The organism is Rubricoccus marinus, from assembly GCF_002257665.1.
Taxonomy (GTDB): domain Bacteria; phylum Bacteroidota; class Rhodothermia; order Rhodothermales; family Rubricoccaceae; genus Rubricoccus; species Rubricoccus marinus.
In genome coordinates, this window is sequence record NZ_MQWB01000001.1 from 900,339 (window position 1) to 914,468 (window position 14,130).

15 protein-coding genes are annotated in these 14,130 nt (G+C 68.9%); 14 read left to right on the plus strand and 1 reads right to left on the minus strand.

Annotation, left to right across the window (positions count from 1 at the left end; genetic code table 11):
* Positions 1-261: 261 nt before the first annotated feature.
* The 4 genes from BSZ36_RS03545 to nadA all read left to right on the plus strand — a co-directional run bounded on the left by BSZ36_RS03545 (position 262) and on the right by nadA (position 4,710).
* Complete coding sequence (locus BSZ36_RS03545; protein WP_179270999.1) at positions 262-1,092, plus strand: tetratricopeptide repeat protein; 831 nt, start codon at positions 262-264, stop codon at positions 1,090-1,092.
* Between the two features lie 122 nt (positions 1,093-1,214).
* Positions 1,215-2,594 carry a sigma-54-dependent transcriptional regulator gene (locus tag BSZ36_RS03550; RefSeq protein WP_094546082.1) on the plus strand — a complete coding sequence of 460 codons (1,380 nt, stop codon included), beginning with the start codon at positions 1,215-1,217 and terminating at the stop codon, positions 2,592-2,594.
* Positions 2,594-3,400 (plus strand): ABC transporter ATP-binding protein, encoded by an 807-nt coding sequence (locus tag BSZ36_RS03555; RefSeq protein ID WP_094546084.1) that lies wholly within the window; start codon positions 2,594-2,596, stop codon positions 3,398-3,400. Before BSZ36_RS03550 ends, BSZ36_RS03555 begins: the two co-directional genes overlap by 1 nt.
* 296 nt (positions 3,401-3,696) lie before the next feature.
* The gene (gene nadA, locus BSZ36_RS03560) at positions 3,697-4,710 is read left to right on the plus strand and encodes a quinolinate synthase NadA (protein ID WP_094546086.1); all 1,014 of its coding nucleotides are present in this window, start codon (positions 3,697-3,699) and stop codon (positions 4,708-4,710) included.
* A gap of 121 nt (positions 4,711-4,831) precedes the next feature.
* Here nadA and BSZ36_RS03565 read toward each other — a convergent pair whose 3' ends face one another.
* Entirely contained in the window at positions 4,832-6,178 is a 1,347-nt protein-coding gene (locus tag BSZ36_RS03565) for a hypothetical protein (protein ID WP_094546088.1), read from the minus strand.
* A 74-nt stretch (positions 6,179-6,252) separates the two neighbouring features.
* Between BSZ36_RS03565 and BSZ36_RS03570 the strand changes: the two genes are divergently transcribed.
* The 10 genes from BSZ36_RS03570 to BSZ36_RS03615 all read left to right on the plus strand — a co-directional run bounded on the left by BSZ36_RS03570 (position 6,253) and on the right by BSZ36_RS03615 (position 14,035).
* Entirely contained in the window at positions 6,253-6,882 is a 630-nt protein-coding gene (locus BSZ36_RS03570) for an LON peptidase substrate-binding domain-containing protein (protein ID WP_179271000.1), read from the plus strand.
* Positions 6,883-7,055: 173 nt separating this feature from the next.
* Entirely contained in the window at positions 7,056-7,931 is an 876-nt protein-coding gene (locus BSZ36_RS03575; RefSeq protein ID WP_094546092.1) for an outer membrane protein assembly factor BamD, read from the plus strand.
* Between the two features lie 83 nt (positions 7,932-8,014).
* Complete coding sequence (nadD, locus tag BSZ36_RS03580) at positions 8,015-8,638, plus strand: nicotinate-nucleotide adenylyltransferase (RefSeq protein WP_094546094.1); 624 nt, start codon at positions 8,015-8,017, stop codon at positions 8,636-8,638.
* Positions 8,639-8,663: 25 nt separating this feature from the next.
* Complete coding sequence (locus tag BSZ36_RS03585; protein ID WP_179271001.1) at positions 8,664-10,229, plus strand: glycoside hydrolase family 3 protein; 1,566 nt, start codon at positions 8,664-8,666, stop codon at positions 10,227-10,229.
* Between the two features lie 60 nt (positions 10,230-10,289).
* Positions 10,290-10,874, plus strand: coding sequence for a thioredoxin family protein (locus tag BSZ36_RS03590; protein ID WP_094546098.1), 585 nt, complete (start codon positions 10,290-10,292; stop codon positions 10,872-10,874).
* Positions 10,875-10,955: 81 nt separating this feature from the next.
* Positions 10,956-11,168, plus strand: coding sequence for a hypothetical protein (locus BSZ36_RS03595; protein WP_094546100.1), 213 nt, complete (start codon positions 10,956-10,958; stop codon positions 11,166-11,168).
* Between the two features lie 13 nt (positions 11,169-11,181).
* Positions 11,182-11,364 carry a hypothetical protein gene (locus BSZ36_RS03600; RefSeq protein WP_094546102.1) on the plus strand — a complete coding sequence of 61 codons (183 nt, stop codon included), beginning with the start codon at positions 11,182-11,184 and terminating at the stop codon, positions 11,362-11,364.
* Between the two features lie 54 nt (positions 11,365-11,418).
* Positions 11,419-12,252: a phenylalanine 4-monooxygenase gene (locus BSZ36_RS03605; protein WP_094546104.1), complete on the plus strand. Its 834-nt coding sequence runs from the start codon at positions 11,419-11,421 to the stop codon at positions 12,250-12,252.
* A gap of 105 nt (positions 12,253-12,357) precedes the next feature.
* Positions 12,358-12,639 (plus strand): acylphosphatase, encoded by a 282-nt coding sequence (locus BSZ36_RS03610; protein ID WP_094546107.1) that lies wholly within the window; start codon positions 12,358-12,360, stop codon positions 12,637-12,639.
* A gap of 118 nt (positions 12,640-12,757) precedes the next feature.
* Entirely contained in the window at positions 12,758-14,035 is a 1,278-nt protein-coding gene (locus tag BSZ36_RS03615) for a site-2 protease family protein (protein ID WP_218827540.1), read from the plus strand.
* Positions 14,036-14,130 lie beyond the last annotated feature (95 nt).

A 14,130-nucleotide genomic window follows, 5' to 3' on the forward strand; every position in this document is an offset into this window, starting at 1 on the left:
ACGGAGCGAGGCTCACGGATGGAGTCGCCAGAGGCTCGGCGCCGGTTCGTGAGGCTGAAGAGTGTAGGGCGCGGCCGGAGGGGCGCCATGGGCCCTGGGGACACTTGTCGGGTGGCACTCGCCGCGCGAGAGGCGGGACGGCGGACCCGGGCCGGCCTCTGGCGCAGGAGGCGCGGCGCCAAACTGAGGATTCACCGTGGGGGCGGGCGCGAGCGTGCTAGCTTCGTCGGCTCTGCGAGATCCGAACCCCGCTTCCCTCCGATGGCCCAGATCAACCCGCCCAAACCGCTCATCACGCCCGAGGCGCGCGCCGAAGAGCGTCAGGACCGCTTCCAAACCGGCGTGCTGCGCTCCCGCTCCTTTTTTGAGGAGAACCGCACGCTCGTGATCGGCGCCGTCGTGGGCGTGGTCGCGCTCGTGCTCGCCATCATCGCGTTTGTCGCGTGGCGCGCGAACCAGGACGCGCAGGCCGAGCAAGCCCTCGGCTCCATCCTCTCCGCCTACGAGGCGGGCGACTTGGAGACGGCGCTCGCGGGCACGGACGACCGTCCCGGCCTCCTCGAAATCGCCGACGACTACGGCTCAGCGACCGCCGCTCCGTTTTTCGCCGCCGACGCGCTGTTCCAGCTCGGCCGCTACGACGAGGCCGCGAAGTACTTCGGCATGGTGGACGATGACGGCCTGATGGGCGCCAGCGCCATCGCGGGCCGCGCCGCCATCCTCGAGGTGCAGGGCGAGCACGCCGAAGCCGCGGACCTCTACGAGCGCGCCGCCGCCCGCTTCAAGAACGACGCCACCTCGCCGGGCTACCTCCTCGACGCCGGACGCGCCCACCAGGCCGCTGGCGACATGGACGCCGCGCAGCGGGCTTACCAGACCGTTCTGGACGACTACGCCGACACGCCAGAGGCCACGACGGCTACGGTCGAGCTCGCGAGCGTCGAGGCCGCCGCCAACGCCGTCGGCACGCCTACGGGTGATGTGGAGCCCGGTCCCGCTCCGGACTCCACCGCGTCCGCCTCTGGCGTGGACGCCGCGGCGCAGCAGGAAGCGATGCAGCAGGCGCTCCAGCAGGCAATGCAGAACCAGTAGGTCTGCCCGCTCGGACAGGTCGAGAAGCCTCTGGCGGCAGCGCCAGAGGCTTCTTTCGTGCTGGGCGACCGCTCCGGGGCGATCTCGCTACCTTCGGGGCCCCTCCGCTTGCCCGCTCCGCTATGCCTACGATTCTCGTCGCCGATGACGAGCCCGCCATCCGCCGCTCGCTCCGCGAGATCCTGGACTTCGAGGGCTACGGCATCGTCGAGGCCGAGGACGGGGAGGAGGCGCTGCAAAAGGCCAAGGCCGGCGGCGTCGACCTCATCCTGCTCGACATCAAGATGCCCCGCCGCGATGGCATGGAGGTGCTCGAAGCGCTCCGCGAGGCCGAGGTGGGCACGCCGGTCGTGATGATCTCCGGGCACGGGACGGTGGAGACCGCCGTGGAAGCCACGCGCCTGGGCGCCGTGGACTTCCTCGAGAAGCCGCCAGACCTCAACCGCCTGCTCGTCTCGGTCCGCAACGCGCTCTCGCGCGGCGAGCTGGAGACCGAAACCAAGCGGCTCCGCCAGACCGTCCGCGACCGCGGGACGAACGAGCTGACGCCCATCGTGGGCGACAGCAAGGCCATCGAGCGCGTCAAGCAGACCATCGAGCGCGTGGCGCCGACCGAGGCGCGCGTGCTCATCACGGGCGAGCCTGGGACGGGCAAAGAACTCGTCGCGAGGTGGATCCACGCCGAGAGCCACCGCGCCGAAGGCCCGCTCGTGGAAGTCAACTGCGCGGCGATCCCGAGCGAGCTGATCGAGAGCGAGCTGTTCGGGCACGAAAAGGGCGCGTTCACGGGCGCGACAAAGCAGCGCATCGGCAAGTTTGAGCAGGCCGACGGCGGCACGCTGTTCCTGGACGAGATCGGCGACATGAGCCTGGACGCGCAGGCGAAGGTCCTCCGCGCGCTGCAGGAAAGCCGCATCACCCGCGTCGGCGGCGACCGCTCTATTACTGTGGACGTGCGCGTCGTCGCCGCCACGAACCGGAACCTCCGGCAGGCGGCCGAGAGCCGGGAGTTCCGCGAGGACCTCTTCCACCGCCTGGCTGTGATTGAGATCGAGGTGCCGCCGCTCCGCGAGCGCCGGACCGACATCCCGGACATCGCGCGGTACGTGCTCGGCGAAGTCGCCCGCCGCAACGGCTTCGAGGGCAAAAGCTTCGCGCCAGAGGCCCTGGAGCGGATGAAGCACCTCGACTGGCGCGGCAACGTGCGCGAGCTGCGCAACGTGGTAGAACGCCTGCTCATTCTCTCCGATGAGGACGAGATCGCCTCTGGCGACGTGGAGCGCTACGTGATGCCGGGCGGCGGCGGGGGAGACCCCATCGCGGGGCTGGTGGACCGCTTCGACACGCTTTTCGAGTTCCGCGACCTGGCCGAAAAGGTGTTCATCGAGCGCAAGCTGGAAGAGAACGACTGGAACGTCTCGGCCACCGCTGAGATCATCGGCATCCAGCGCTCGCACCTCTACAACAAGCTCAAAGACCTCGGCATCGAGCGTCCCGACTGATGGAGCCCACGCACTTCGACGGCGACGCGCCAGAGGCCGCCTCTGGCGAGAGCACTGTGCCTCTCCACGACACGCCTCTAGAGGGTTCGCCAGAGGCCTCTGGCGTGGCTCAGCCGGCGCGCGAGCGTGGGGAGCCCATCCTCGTCGCCAGGGGACTGGGCAAGTCCTACCCCACGGCCGACGGCGCGCTGGACGTGCTCTCGGGGCTGGACCTGGAGATCCACGCCGGCGAGATGGTGGCGGTCGTGGGCGAGAGCGGCACGGGCAAGAGCACGCTGCTGCACCTGCTCGGCGCGCTGGACCGGCCCACCTCGGGGACGGTCCACTTCCGCGGCGAGGAGGTCTTCGGCAAGGACGACGACGCGCTGGCGGCGTTTCGCAACCGCGCCCTCGGCTTCGTTTTCCAGTTCCACCACCTGCTGCCGGAGTTCTCGGCCGTCGAAAACGTGGAGATGCCTGCGCTTATCGCCGGTCAGTCCATGGACGCGGCGCGGCCCCGCGCCAGAGGCCTGCTGGAAAGCCTCGGGCTGGGCGAGCGGGTCGAGCACCGGCCGAGCCAACTCTCGGGCGGTGAGCAGCAACGCGTGGCGGTCGCGCGCGCGCTCATGAACCGCCCCGGCCTGGTCCTCATGGACGAGCCCACAGGCAACCTCGACGTCACGACGGCCGGCCGCCTGCACGACGAACTCCGGCGGCTCAGCCGCGAGGAGGACGGCGCGTTCGTGATCGTCACGCACAACCCGGCGCTGGCGGACCTCGCGGACCGCGTGCTGAGGCTGGAAGGCGGGCGGCTCAACCCGGCGTAGCCTCCACAGGGCCTCTGGCGCCAGAGGCTCGGGTGTGACGTGCAGGCCGGCTCGTGTGTGGGTCAGCCGCAGTAGGGGCAGTTACGTAGCCAACGAGCGAGCGGTACGGGGGGCGTGACACATCGCCGCGCTTCCTCAGGAGGCCTCTGGCGCCAGAGGCAGAGAGGGCTCACCTTCCAGTCCCCAGTCCCCAGTCCCCAGTCCCCAGTCCCCGCCAGAGGCGACACCTCCGCGCGGACTTCGCTAACCTGTAGCGCCGCTCCCGCGTACCCCGCTCCCACTCTCTCCCCCGAGACATGCCCGAGACCCTGGACCTCCCCGTCATCGACCCCGCTGAGATCGCCCGCGTGGGCTTCGTGGATCAGCTCGTGGACCCCAGCTTGGACCTCTTCGAGGAGATCGAGCGGCTGAAGCGCGAGAAGAACGCCGTCCTTTTGGCGCACTACTACCAGGAGGGCGACATCCAGGACATCGCGGACTACATCGGAGACTCGCTGGGGTTGGCGCGAGAGGCCGAAAAAACCGACGCGGACATCATCGTGTTTGCGGGCGTGCACTTCATGGCGGAGACGGCCAAGATCCTGAACCCGACGAAGACGGTTCTGCTGCCGGACCTCCACGCCGGGTGCTCTCTCGCGGACTCGTGTCCGCCCGACGCGTTCGCGGCGTTCCGCGCCGAGCACCCGGACCACATCGTCATCAGCTACATCAACTGCTCGGCGGCGATCAAGGCGCAGACGGACATCATCTGCACGTCTTCCAACGCCGAGCACATCGTGCGGCAGATCCCGGCGGACCAGCCCATCATCTTCGCGCCGGACCGCAACTTGGGCCGCTGGCTCATCAAGGAGACCGGGCGAGACATGGTGCTGTGGCAGGGCGCCTGCATCGTGCACGAGATCTTTTCGGAGCAGGAGTTGGTGCGGCTCAAGGTGCGGCACCCGAACGCGCCCGTGCTTGCGCACCCGGAGTGCGAAGAGGCCGTCCTGCGCCACGCCGACCACGTGGGCAGCACCTCGTCCATCCGCCGCTTTGCCGCCGAGTCCAACGCGGAGGCGTTTATCGTCGCGACGGAGTCTGGCATCCTGCACCAGATGCAGAAGGACAACCCGGGCAAAACGTTTATCGCGGCCCCGCCGGACAACGGCTGCGCCTGCAACGACTGCCCGCACATGAAGCTCAACACGCTGGAGAAGCTCTACCTCTGCATGAAGCACGAAGCGCCGGAACTGCACATGGACGAGCAGATCCGTCTCGCCGCGCTCAAGCCCATCGAGCGGATGCTGGAGATGAGCGAGGGCGTGAGCTAGCCTCTGGCGCCAGAAGCGCAGAAGAAGCAGGACCGAGCGGCCTCTGGCGTCTGAACAGTTGCCAGGGGCCGCGTTCGTTTCGCTTTACCAGAGGCGGATGTCGACAGAACGTCGCCAGAGGCTACCAGCGCGTGCGGACGCCGATCAGCGGCTCGAACCGGCGCTCCACGAGGTATCGCTGCGGCCCGGCCTCGCTATCCGGTAGGCGGCGGTACCCGTAGCGGGAACGGACAAAAGCGTGCGCGCCGCCAAGGGCTTGGACGGGGAAGGAGATGTCCAGCAACAGCGTGTTCTCCTCGCCTAGTGCGCTGCCGAACAGGCCCAGGAGGCTGCGGAATCCTTGCTTCTCGACGCCGAACTCGAACCGTGTCGGTCCTGCTCGCGCAGCGAGGCGGAGGCTGAACGCGCTCAGCGCGCGGGGGCCGAAGTGGCGGCGCGTGTACAGCAGCCCCTCGATGCGCCCAAAGGCGACGGAGCGGAGATCGACTTCGAGGTCGACGCCACCGCGCATGCTGTCGATGGGCGTGCCAGCGAGTTCGAACGCGTCCAGGTTGGCGTCGTAGAACGAGTTGGCAGCGACGATCCTCTGGCGCCCGCCGCTCACGGAATAGAGCGGCCCGATAATGCCCGGCGTGAAGCGCCCGCGCGAGAACACCAGCCCCACGCGGCCCTCGGCGCGCGCCACGCTGCCGAGGTCGGCGCCATCCGCCTCGATTCCGACGCCAATGCCTCCGCCCTTGCCGAGCACCTGAGCAAACGAGACGTAGGGGCCGACCGAGAGGCCGCCTTCGGAGAACACGTCGCCCCGGAGCGTCGCCTCGATGCCGGTCAGCGACGAGTCGCCGCTGGCGGGGAGCGAGAGGTCGTGCGCGGCGGCGAGGCCGAGGCGGAGGCCTCTGGCGGGCCCAATCGAGAGCCGGGTCGGCACCTCCACCTCGCCACCGACGACGCTCCCGCCGGTTATGTCGCCGATGAACCCTGCCACGCGCGCGCCGCTGACGCCAGAGGCGATCTCGGCGCCGATGCGGCGCTCGTCCCAGGCGGCCGTGGTTTTGTAGCGCCGGGCCAGCATCCCCGTCCCCAGCGTGACGCCCTGAAGCGGCCCAATCCGCGCGTACACGCCCCGCCGCTCCTCGCGCGGCTGGACGCGGATGTAGCGGATCGTGCGGAGCGCATCGTACAGGTCGTCGGCCTCGTTTTCGTACAGCCCCCCTGAGCCGGGATGGAGCGTCGTGCCGACGGAGGCGCTAAAAGACCCTCGCAGAACGGTCGCCTCGGCGCGGACGCCAGTTCTCCACCCCGCGCGAAGAAACGCCGGGCCCCCGTACACCTCCGCAAGTGTGCGGTCGGGCGAGAACGGCGCGGACCCGAGCTCGAGCGGGTCGTCGGCCGATCCGAACGACGGGGGCTGCCCCATCGCGCCAGAGGCGAGCAGCAGAAGGGCGAGCAGGGGGAAGAGTCGGAGCACGGCGGTGGGGGATGGGCGAAGCTACGGGAAGCCCGGCAGAACCCCGCGGCAGGAGAGGTGTACGCACATCCAAAATGGACGAACGCCTTCCACTCTTCCCGCTCGGCCTGGTGCTCCTTCCCGGAGAGCCGGTTCCCCTCCACATCTTCGAGCCCCGCTATCGCGAGATGGTGGCGTTGTGCCTCAAGGAGGACCGGCCGTTCGGGATCCTCTACGCGTCGGAGTCCGGGATGAGTCAGGTCGGGACGACGGCCTGGATCCGGCGGGTTGTGACGCGATATGAGGATGGCCGGTTGGACATCGTCGTGGTGGGCGAGGCGCGGTTTCGGCTCGCGGCCATCCATCGCGACCAGTCCTTCCTCTCGGCGGACGTCATCCCGATAGAGGACGACGCGGCATCGCCCGAGGACGCGGCGATCCGGCAGCGGGTCATCACGCAGCACATGAAGCTCGTAGAGATGGCGGGCGAGGAGGTGCGGCCGGGGCTCTACGACCCGCCGCCAGAGGTCTCGTTTATCGTGGGGCGCCACGCGGGGCTTGAACTCCCGGACAAGCAATCCTTTCTGGAAACCCAGAGCGAAGGCGGGCGGCTCTCGCTCCTGGCGGATCATTTCTCCGGCATCATCAAGCGCGTGCGCCGCGCCAAGCACTTGCACGACCTCTCGCGAGGGGACGGCCACGCCGACGGCGAGCCCGAATTGTAGCCTCTGGCGAGAAGGCCAAGACCTCGGCATCTGGCGCCAGAGGCCGCTTCCGCGCCGTCCTCACCGCCTTCTCACGGCCTACGGTGGCCGTGCGCGGTAGCCTGCCGCACGAAACCCGAGCCGCGGACCGTTCCGCGTCACACCATCGGCCCCGCCTTCCCCGAGCGTCTCGTATGTCTTTTCGTTTCTGCGCGCCCCGGCGCCTCGCCCTCGCCCTTTTCGCCGCTGCGGCGGGCATCGCGCCAGCGGCCTCCGTGGTCACCGTCTCAGCGGTCGTCGCCGGCTGCGGCAACGGAGTCGTCACGCCGGGGTCGGCGCAAGAGGCCTATGACCGTGGCGTCGAGGCCTACGACCGCGGCAAGTACACGCGCGCCATCGAGCACCTGCGGACGGCGCTGGACTTCGGCCGCACCAGCCCTCTGGCGGCCGACGCGCAACTCACGCTCGCGCGGGCATACAAGGGGGACCGGCAGTACCTCCTGGCGGGCAACGAGTACACCCGCTTTATCGAGTTCTACCGTTCGGACGAGCGCGTGCCCCAGGCGGCGTACGAGCGGATCCAGACCTACGCCGCGCTGAGCCCTCCGTACGACCTCGACCAAACGGATACGGAGCGGGCGATCGACTACATCCGGCTCTACATCGCGCAGTACCCGGAGAGCCCGCAGGCGCCAGAGGCAGCGGCGCTGCTCACCGACCTCCGCGAGAAGCTGGCGCAGAAGCGGTACAACAACGGCCGGCTCTACCAGCGCCGCGAGCTGTACGAAGCTGCCGTCGTGTACTACGAGAGCGTGCTTCAGAACTACCCCACGTCCGCCTACGCGGACGACGCGATGCTGGGCGCGCTGAGCGCTCAGGTCGAGTTCGCCCGCGCTAGCGTGATCTCGCGTCAAGCCGAGCGGTACGACGAGGCGCTCGCGAAGTACGACCGCTTTATCACGCTCTTCCCCTCCAGCCCGCTCGTGCGGGAGGCCGAGGACCTCTACTCCCAGGCCTACGACGCACGCCAGGCCGTCCCTGAGACCACGGCGGAGCGGGCCGGACAGTAGACCGGAAAACGGGGCAGACGTGGCCGCTGTCGCCAGAGGCCGCTGGCGCGCGCGATCTTCCGCTCTCGCCTACCCACCCGGACATGCGCCTCGGCTTTTTCGGCGGCTCGTTCAACCCGCCGCACATCGGCCATCTCGCCGTGGCCGAGGCCTGCCGCGAGGGTGCCGCGCTCGACCGTGTAACGTGGATCCCCACCGCGACCTCGCCTCACAAACAGGGCCGTACGGACGTGGCCTCTGGCGCTGAGCGGCTGGCGCTCGTTCGCGCTGCCATCGATGGGAACGAGGCGTTCAGCGCGAGCGGCGTCGAAGTGGAGCGGGAGGGCGTCTCCTACACCGTGGACACGCTCCGCGCGCTCCGCCAGAGGCATCGAGACGACGAGCTGTTCTGGATCGTCGGCGGGGACTCGCTCGCGAGCTTTGCGACGTGGCGGGAGCCGCGCGAGATCCTGCGCCTGGCGACTCTTGTAGCCTACCCACGGCCGGGCGCGGACCTCGGCGCGGTGCCGGGTTGGGTGATGGCGCGCACGGTTCTCGTCGAAGCGCCTCGGTTGGAGATCTCCAGCACGGAGATCCGCCGCCGCCTCGGCGCTGGCACCAGCGTCCGCTACCTCGTCCCGGACGCGGTGCGCGAGGCCATCCGCCAGCGGCAACTGTATCGCGGCGAGGCCGCAGATGCTCGGACCCGCGAGGCCTCTGGCGGGTAGGACGCGCGCACTTTCCCCCCGCTTCGTGCCTCTTTCCCTCCGCGACCGCGCCGCCGGACTTCTGATCGCCCGTTTGGGCAACAACCTCCCGCCAGAGGTCTCCGCCCATGAGGCCGAGGACTCGGTCTCTGCCCTGTTGGACGAGATGCCCATCGGCGGGCTCATCCTCTTCAACGGGCGCATGCCCGAGGCGGGTGAGACGCTGCACCGCCTGCAGAAGCAAAGCGACAGAGGCTTGCTGGTCACGACGGACATGGAGCGCGGGTTGGGCCAGCAGGTGCGCGGCGAACACGGCGGCACGCTGTACCCGCACTCCGCGGCCTTCGCCATGATGGACGATCCAGACGCCGCCGAGGCCGTCCGCATCTTTGCCGAACAGGCCGCGCGAGAGGCCATCTCGATGGGCATCCACGTCACGTGGGGGCCTGTGGCCGACGTGGACCGCGAGCCCAAGAACCCGATCATCGGCACGCGAGCCTTCGGGCGCGATCCCATCCGCGCGGGCAAGCTTGCCGCGGCCTTTATCGAAGGCGCCCACGCGGGCGGACAGCTTACCTGCGCCAAGCACTTTCCCGGCCACGGCGGCACCACCGGCGACTCCCACGCCACGCTCCCCCAGGTCACCGACGACCGGGATGTGCTCGAGGGAATGGACCTCACGCCGTTCCGCGCCGCTCTCGCCGCTGGCGCGGACTCCGTCATGACGGCCCACGTCGCCTACCCCGCGCTCGACCCCACGAACGCGCCCGCCACCGCCAGCGGCCCTATCCTGCGCGGCCTCTTGCGCCGCGAGATGGGCTTCGAGGGGGTCGTGGTCAGCGACAGCCTGCAGATGGCGGGCATCCGCCAGGGGGACGAGCCCGAAGGCGCCGTCGCCGCTCGCCTCTTGCGCGCGGGCGTGGATCTCTTCGTTGACCCCGTCGATCCGCACGCGGTTGTGGACGGCATCGTGCAGGCCATCGAAAGCGGCACGCTGGACGAGCGCTTCTTGGACGAAGCCCTCGCGCGCGTCGAGGTCATGCGCCAGAAGCTTGTCGGCATGCACGGCGAGGGCGTGTTCACGCGGCCGCCGCAGCCCGCCATGCGCGCGCCGGAAAACATCGCGCTCGCGGAGCGCGTCGCCAGAGGCGCCCTCCGAGGCGACGGCGCGCTGCCCGAACTCGGCGACGGCGCTGGGGCGCTCGTCGTCCTCGTCAAGCCAGCTCCACGCCCGTACGAGCCGCCGACGCTGCCGTTCGGCCAGACCGTCGAGAAGCTCCTGCCTCTGGCGAAGTACGTCGAGTTGGAGCCCCTGCACGAGGACGAGGACGAGCCGTTCGATCAGCTTCTGGCGTGGGCGCGAGAGGCCGAGCAGATCGTTGTCGCGACCGTGGTCCGCCCCGCCGCGTGGCACGCGTTCGGGCTCGCCGCACGTGAGCGCCGCTTTGTGCAAACGCTCCTCTCGATGGAAAAGCCGACCACGCTCGCCGTTCTCGGCGGCCCTCGCGGCTTGGCCGGATACGAGGGCTACACGACCGCCATCGTCACTGGCTCCGACGTGCCGGCCTCCCAGATCGCCCTCGCCGAAGCGCTCGCCGGCCACACCGCCTAAGCGCTCGCCTCTGGCGCCGGAACGCCCTCTGGCGCCAGAGGCCCTACACGCCCGTTCTCGATGGCCCTCTCGTCTCTCGCCCCCGTTCTCGGCTCGCTCGCGCCGGACTTCCGTTTGCGTGCTGCGAACCCCGAGGCCTCTGGCGGCTCGCACGTGTCCCGTTCGGACATGAGCGGCGCCCGGGTGTTACTCGTCGTGTTCACCTGCAACCACTGCCCGTACGCCGTTGCGGTGGAAGACCGGCTGATCGCCCTCGCGGAAGCGTACGCTCCCGAGGGGTTGCAGGCCGTCGTCATCTCGTCCAACGATGCCGAGGCGTACCCGGCCGACTCGTTCGAGAACATGGCCGTCCGCGCCGAGCAGAAGGGGTACCCATTCCCGTACCTGTACGACGAGACGCAAGAAGTCGCGCGCGCCTTTGGCGCGGTCTGCACGCCCGAGTTTTTCCTGTACGACGCCGACCTCCGCCTCGTCTACGCCGGGCGTCTGAACGACGGGCGGCCCACGCGTCCGGGCCGTCCGGGAACGGAGCCGACTACGCGCGATCTCGCGGACGCCATCGAGCAGACGCTCGCAGGTCAGGCGGTCTCGGCTGAGCAGATTCCTTCGATGGGTTGCGGCATCAAGTGGCGTGAGCAGGAGTAGGGCCGGACTGCCGTCGGGGCCTCTGGCGCCAGAGGCCCTGTAGGGCACGGCACCTCGGCACGCGCCGAGCGTAGGAGGGGGGTGAACGACGCGCCGCCGCCCTACGAAAAGCTCGTGCTCGGCTTTGGAACGGCCCTCGCCGCCCTTGCCTACGCGTACTGGACGGCGGTGGGCATGGACCGAGGTGAGGGCTGGACCTCCACGCCAGCCGTTCGGGCCCTGTTCATCTTAGGCGCGAGCGCAGTCCTCGCCCTCGTGCTCCGCCTGGCGGTCCGCATCAACTCCAACCCCTGACCCCGCGCTTGCCATGAACTACCGTCCTTTCGCCATCGTTATTGCGGCTCTGGCTGCCGGAGGCCTCGCTGCGATCCTCACGCCTCGGTTTACCGCCGAAGGGGAGACGAGCTGGCTGATCGCCGCCGCCGCGGCCGTTGTTGCAGGCGCCGTTTTTGCCCTCGTTACGCACCAGCGCGTGGACGATGACGGATAACGCCGTCCCGTATCTTGGCACCCCACTCTCCTCCTTCCTCACGCCTCCTCTGACATGACCAACCCGGACGCCACGACAGACGCCGACGCCCCGCTCTCGGCCTACGAAAAAGCCCCCACCGACGGCAGCGCGGTCGATCCACGGTGCGTGCCGCAGGAACTCGACGGCCCACCGCCGATCGGTGACGAGATCGTGCCGCCCGACTACGACGAGGAAAGCCAGGAGAACTGGCGGTTTCTGTTCCAGCGCCAGATGGCGTTGCTCCAGGGCCGCGCAGGGGAGGCGTACCTGGAAGGCGTCTCCACGCTCGGCATGACGCCCGACCGGCTGCCGTACCTGAAGGACCTCTCGCGTAACATGGAGGAGGCCGCAGGGTGGAAAATTGCGCGCATCCCCGGTTTGCTCCACGAGCGTGATTTCTTCGGCCTGCTCAACGACCGGGTGTTCCCGTCCACGGACTACATCCGTCGCAAGGATGAACTGGACTACACCCCCGCGCCGGACTGCTTCCACGACATGTTCGGCCACATGCCGATGCTGACGGAGCCCGCGTTCGCGGACTTCTACCACCTGTTCGGGCAGTCCGCACTCAACGCCGAGGGCGTAGACCGCCAGAGCCTGGAGCGCCTGCACTGGTTCACCGTCGAGTTCGGCCTGATTCAGCAGGAGGAGGGCATGCGCATCTTCGGGGCCGGGATCCTCTCGTCGAAGAACGAGGTGCAGCACGCGCTGAGCGACAAGGTGGAAAAAGTGCCGTTCTCCGTCGAGCGCGTGATCAACCAGGAGTACGAGGTCTGGGACCTCCAGCCGCTTCTCTTCGTGCTGGACTCGTTCGAGCAGTTGGAGAACGAGTTCGGCGAGTGGGCGCGCTCGCGCGGGCTTCTTTAGCCGGGGGCGTCGCCAAACCGTTACTGGATCCGTCGCCGTTGCGTATCGTAGCTGCGACGGATCGCGGTTCGTCTTCTCCTTTGGCCCTAACCCTCCGTATACACAATGCCCTCCCACGAACGCCTCGTCGCCTACGCGCACGGCCGCGTGCAGGGCGTCGGCTTCCGCGTCTACGTCAAGCGGATGGCGAGCATGATGGGCGTTCGGGGCGTGGTGTACAACCAGAAAGACGGGTCCGTACACGTGATCGCCGAAGCCACGCCGCACGTGCTGGACGAGTTCGAGGCCGTGCTCAGCGTCGGCTCGCCAGCGGCGCAGGTGGAGCGACTGGACGTGGAGCGCGAAAAGGCCACCGGCGAGTTTAGCCGGTTCACCGTCCACCGCTAGCCTCTGGCGCCAGAGGCCCCGGCACGCCGCCAGAGGTTTGGGCTGAGGCCGCTGTTCGCGCGATGCAGACGAACCCCACGCCCCGCCTCGCGTAGGGCGGGGGTCCTTCCCCGCGCTTGTGGAGCCCCGTCCCGACCCCCATCCCGCCTCTGGCGATGTCCGCCCCGGAGACCTCATCTCCGGCGCCGCACGCGACAGCGTGCTCACCGACTTCTCGCCGCCGAGCGCACCCCCGGACCGGGACCGCGTGTGGCTGCACATCGGGCTGTTCCTGGCCACGTTCGCCGCGATGGTGTTCGCGGCAGGGTACGGAATGCTCGAAGACGGTCTGTGGTACCCACTCACGGGCCGAATCCCGTTTTACGAGGCGAACGGATGGACGGCACGCGTGACGGACGGTCTGCTCTACGCGGTCCCGTTCCTGTTCTTCCTGACGGTCCACGAGTTCGGGCACTACTTCGCGGCGCGGTGGAATAAGATCCGGGTCTCGTTGCCGTACTACATCCCGTTGCCGTTCGCGCTTGGCACGTTCGGCGCCGTGATCCGCATCAAGGAGCCCTTCCGCCGGACGCGGCAGTTGTTCGACGTGGGCGCCAGTGGGCCTCTGGCGGGATTCGTAGCGGCCCTCGTCGTGATCGGGATTGCCGTCTTTACGCTCCCACCGGTGGAGTACTTGATGAGCGCCGGGAGAGCCGGCCACGCGGCGACGATCCAGTTCTACCTCGAGAACGGCGTGTTTCCCGAGCGCACGTCCGCGCCGGGCATGGGGGTAATGCTCGTCCCCGGAGACACGCCGTTGTTCCACGCGGTCATGTCGCTCGCGGACTACCGGGTGCCGAGCTACGAACTGGCGCACTACCCGGTGCTGCTCGCCGGGTGGTTGGGTCTCTTCTTTACCGCGCTCAACCTGCTGCCCGTCGGTCAGTTGGACGGTGGGCACGTGATCTACGCGATGTTCGGTGAGGCCGTCCATCGCGTCGTCGCCCGCGTGACCACGTTGCTCCTGATGCTCTCGGGGTCGGTCGGGTGGCTGGTGCAGATGGTGCCGGAACTCCAGAGGTGGTACGGCACGCAGGGACTTATCAGCGGGTGGGCGGCGCTCGCGTTCGTGTTGCTGCTCTACCTCCGCCGCTACTTCGGGGACGTGCGGTACGCCCTTGTAGGAACGCCCGTGCTGGTGGCACTCGCGGCCGCGGTGACGTTCCTCACGCCGGGCCTCGCGGCGAACGTCGGATTCATCGGCTGGCTGCTCTGGAGCGGGCTGATCCTGTTCGTGATCCGCATGGACCACCCGCCGGTGCTGGTGGTGGAGCGGCTCTCGCCGGGGCGCCGCGCGCTGGGCTGGGCATGCATCGCCATCTTCCTGCTCTGCTTCTCCATCCAGCCGCTCGGGTAGAGTCGCCTCTGGCCCCAAGGCCTCTGGCCCCAAGGCCTCTGGCGCCAGAGGCCTCCCGCGCCCAGGTCACTTCGGCGCGCCCACGTGGCACCTGC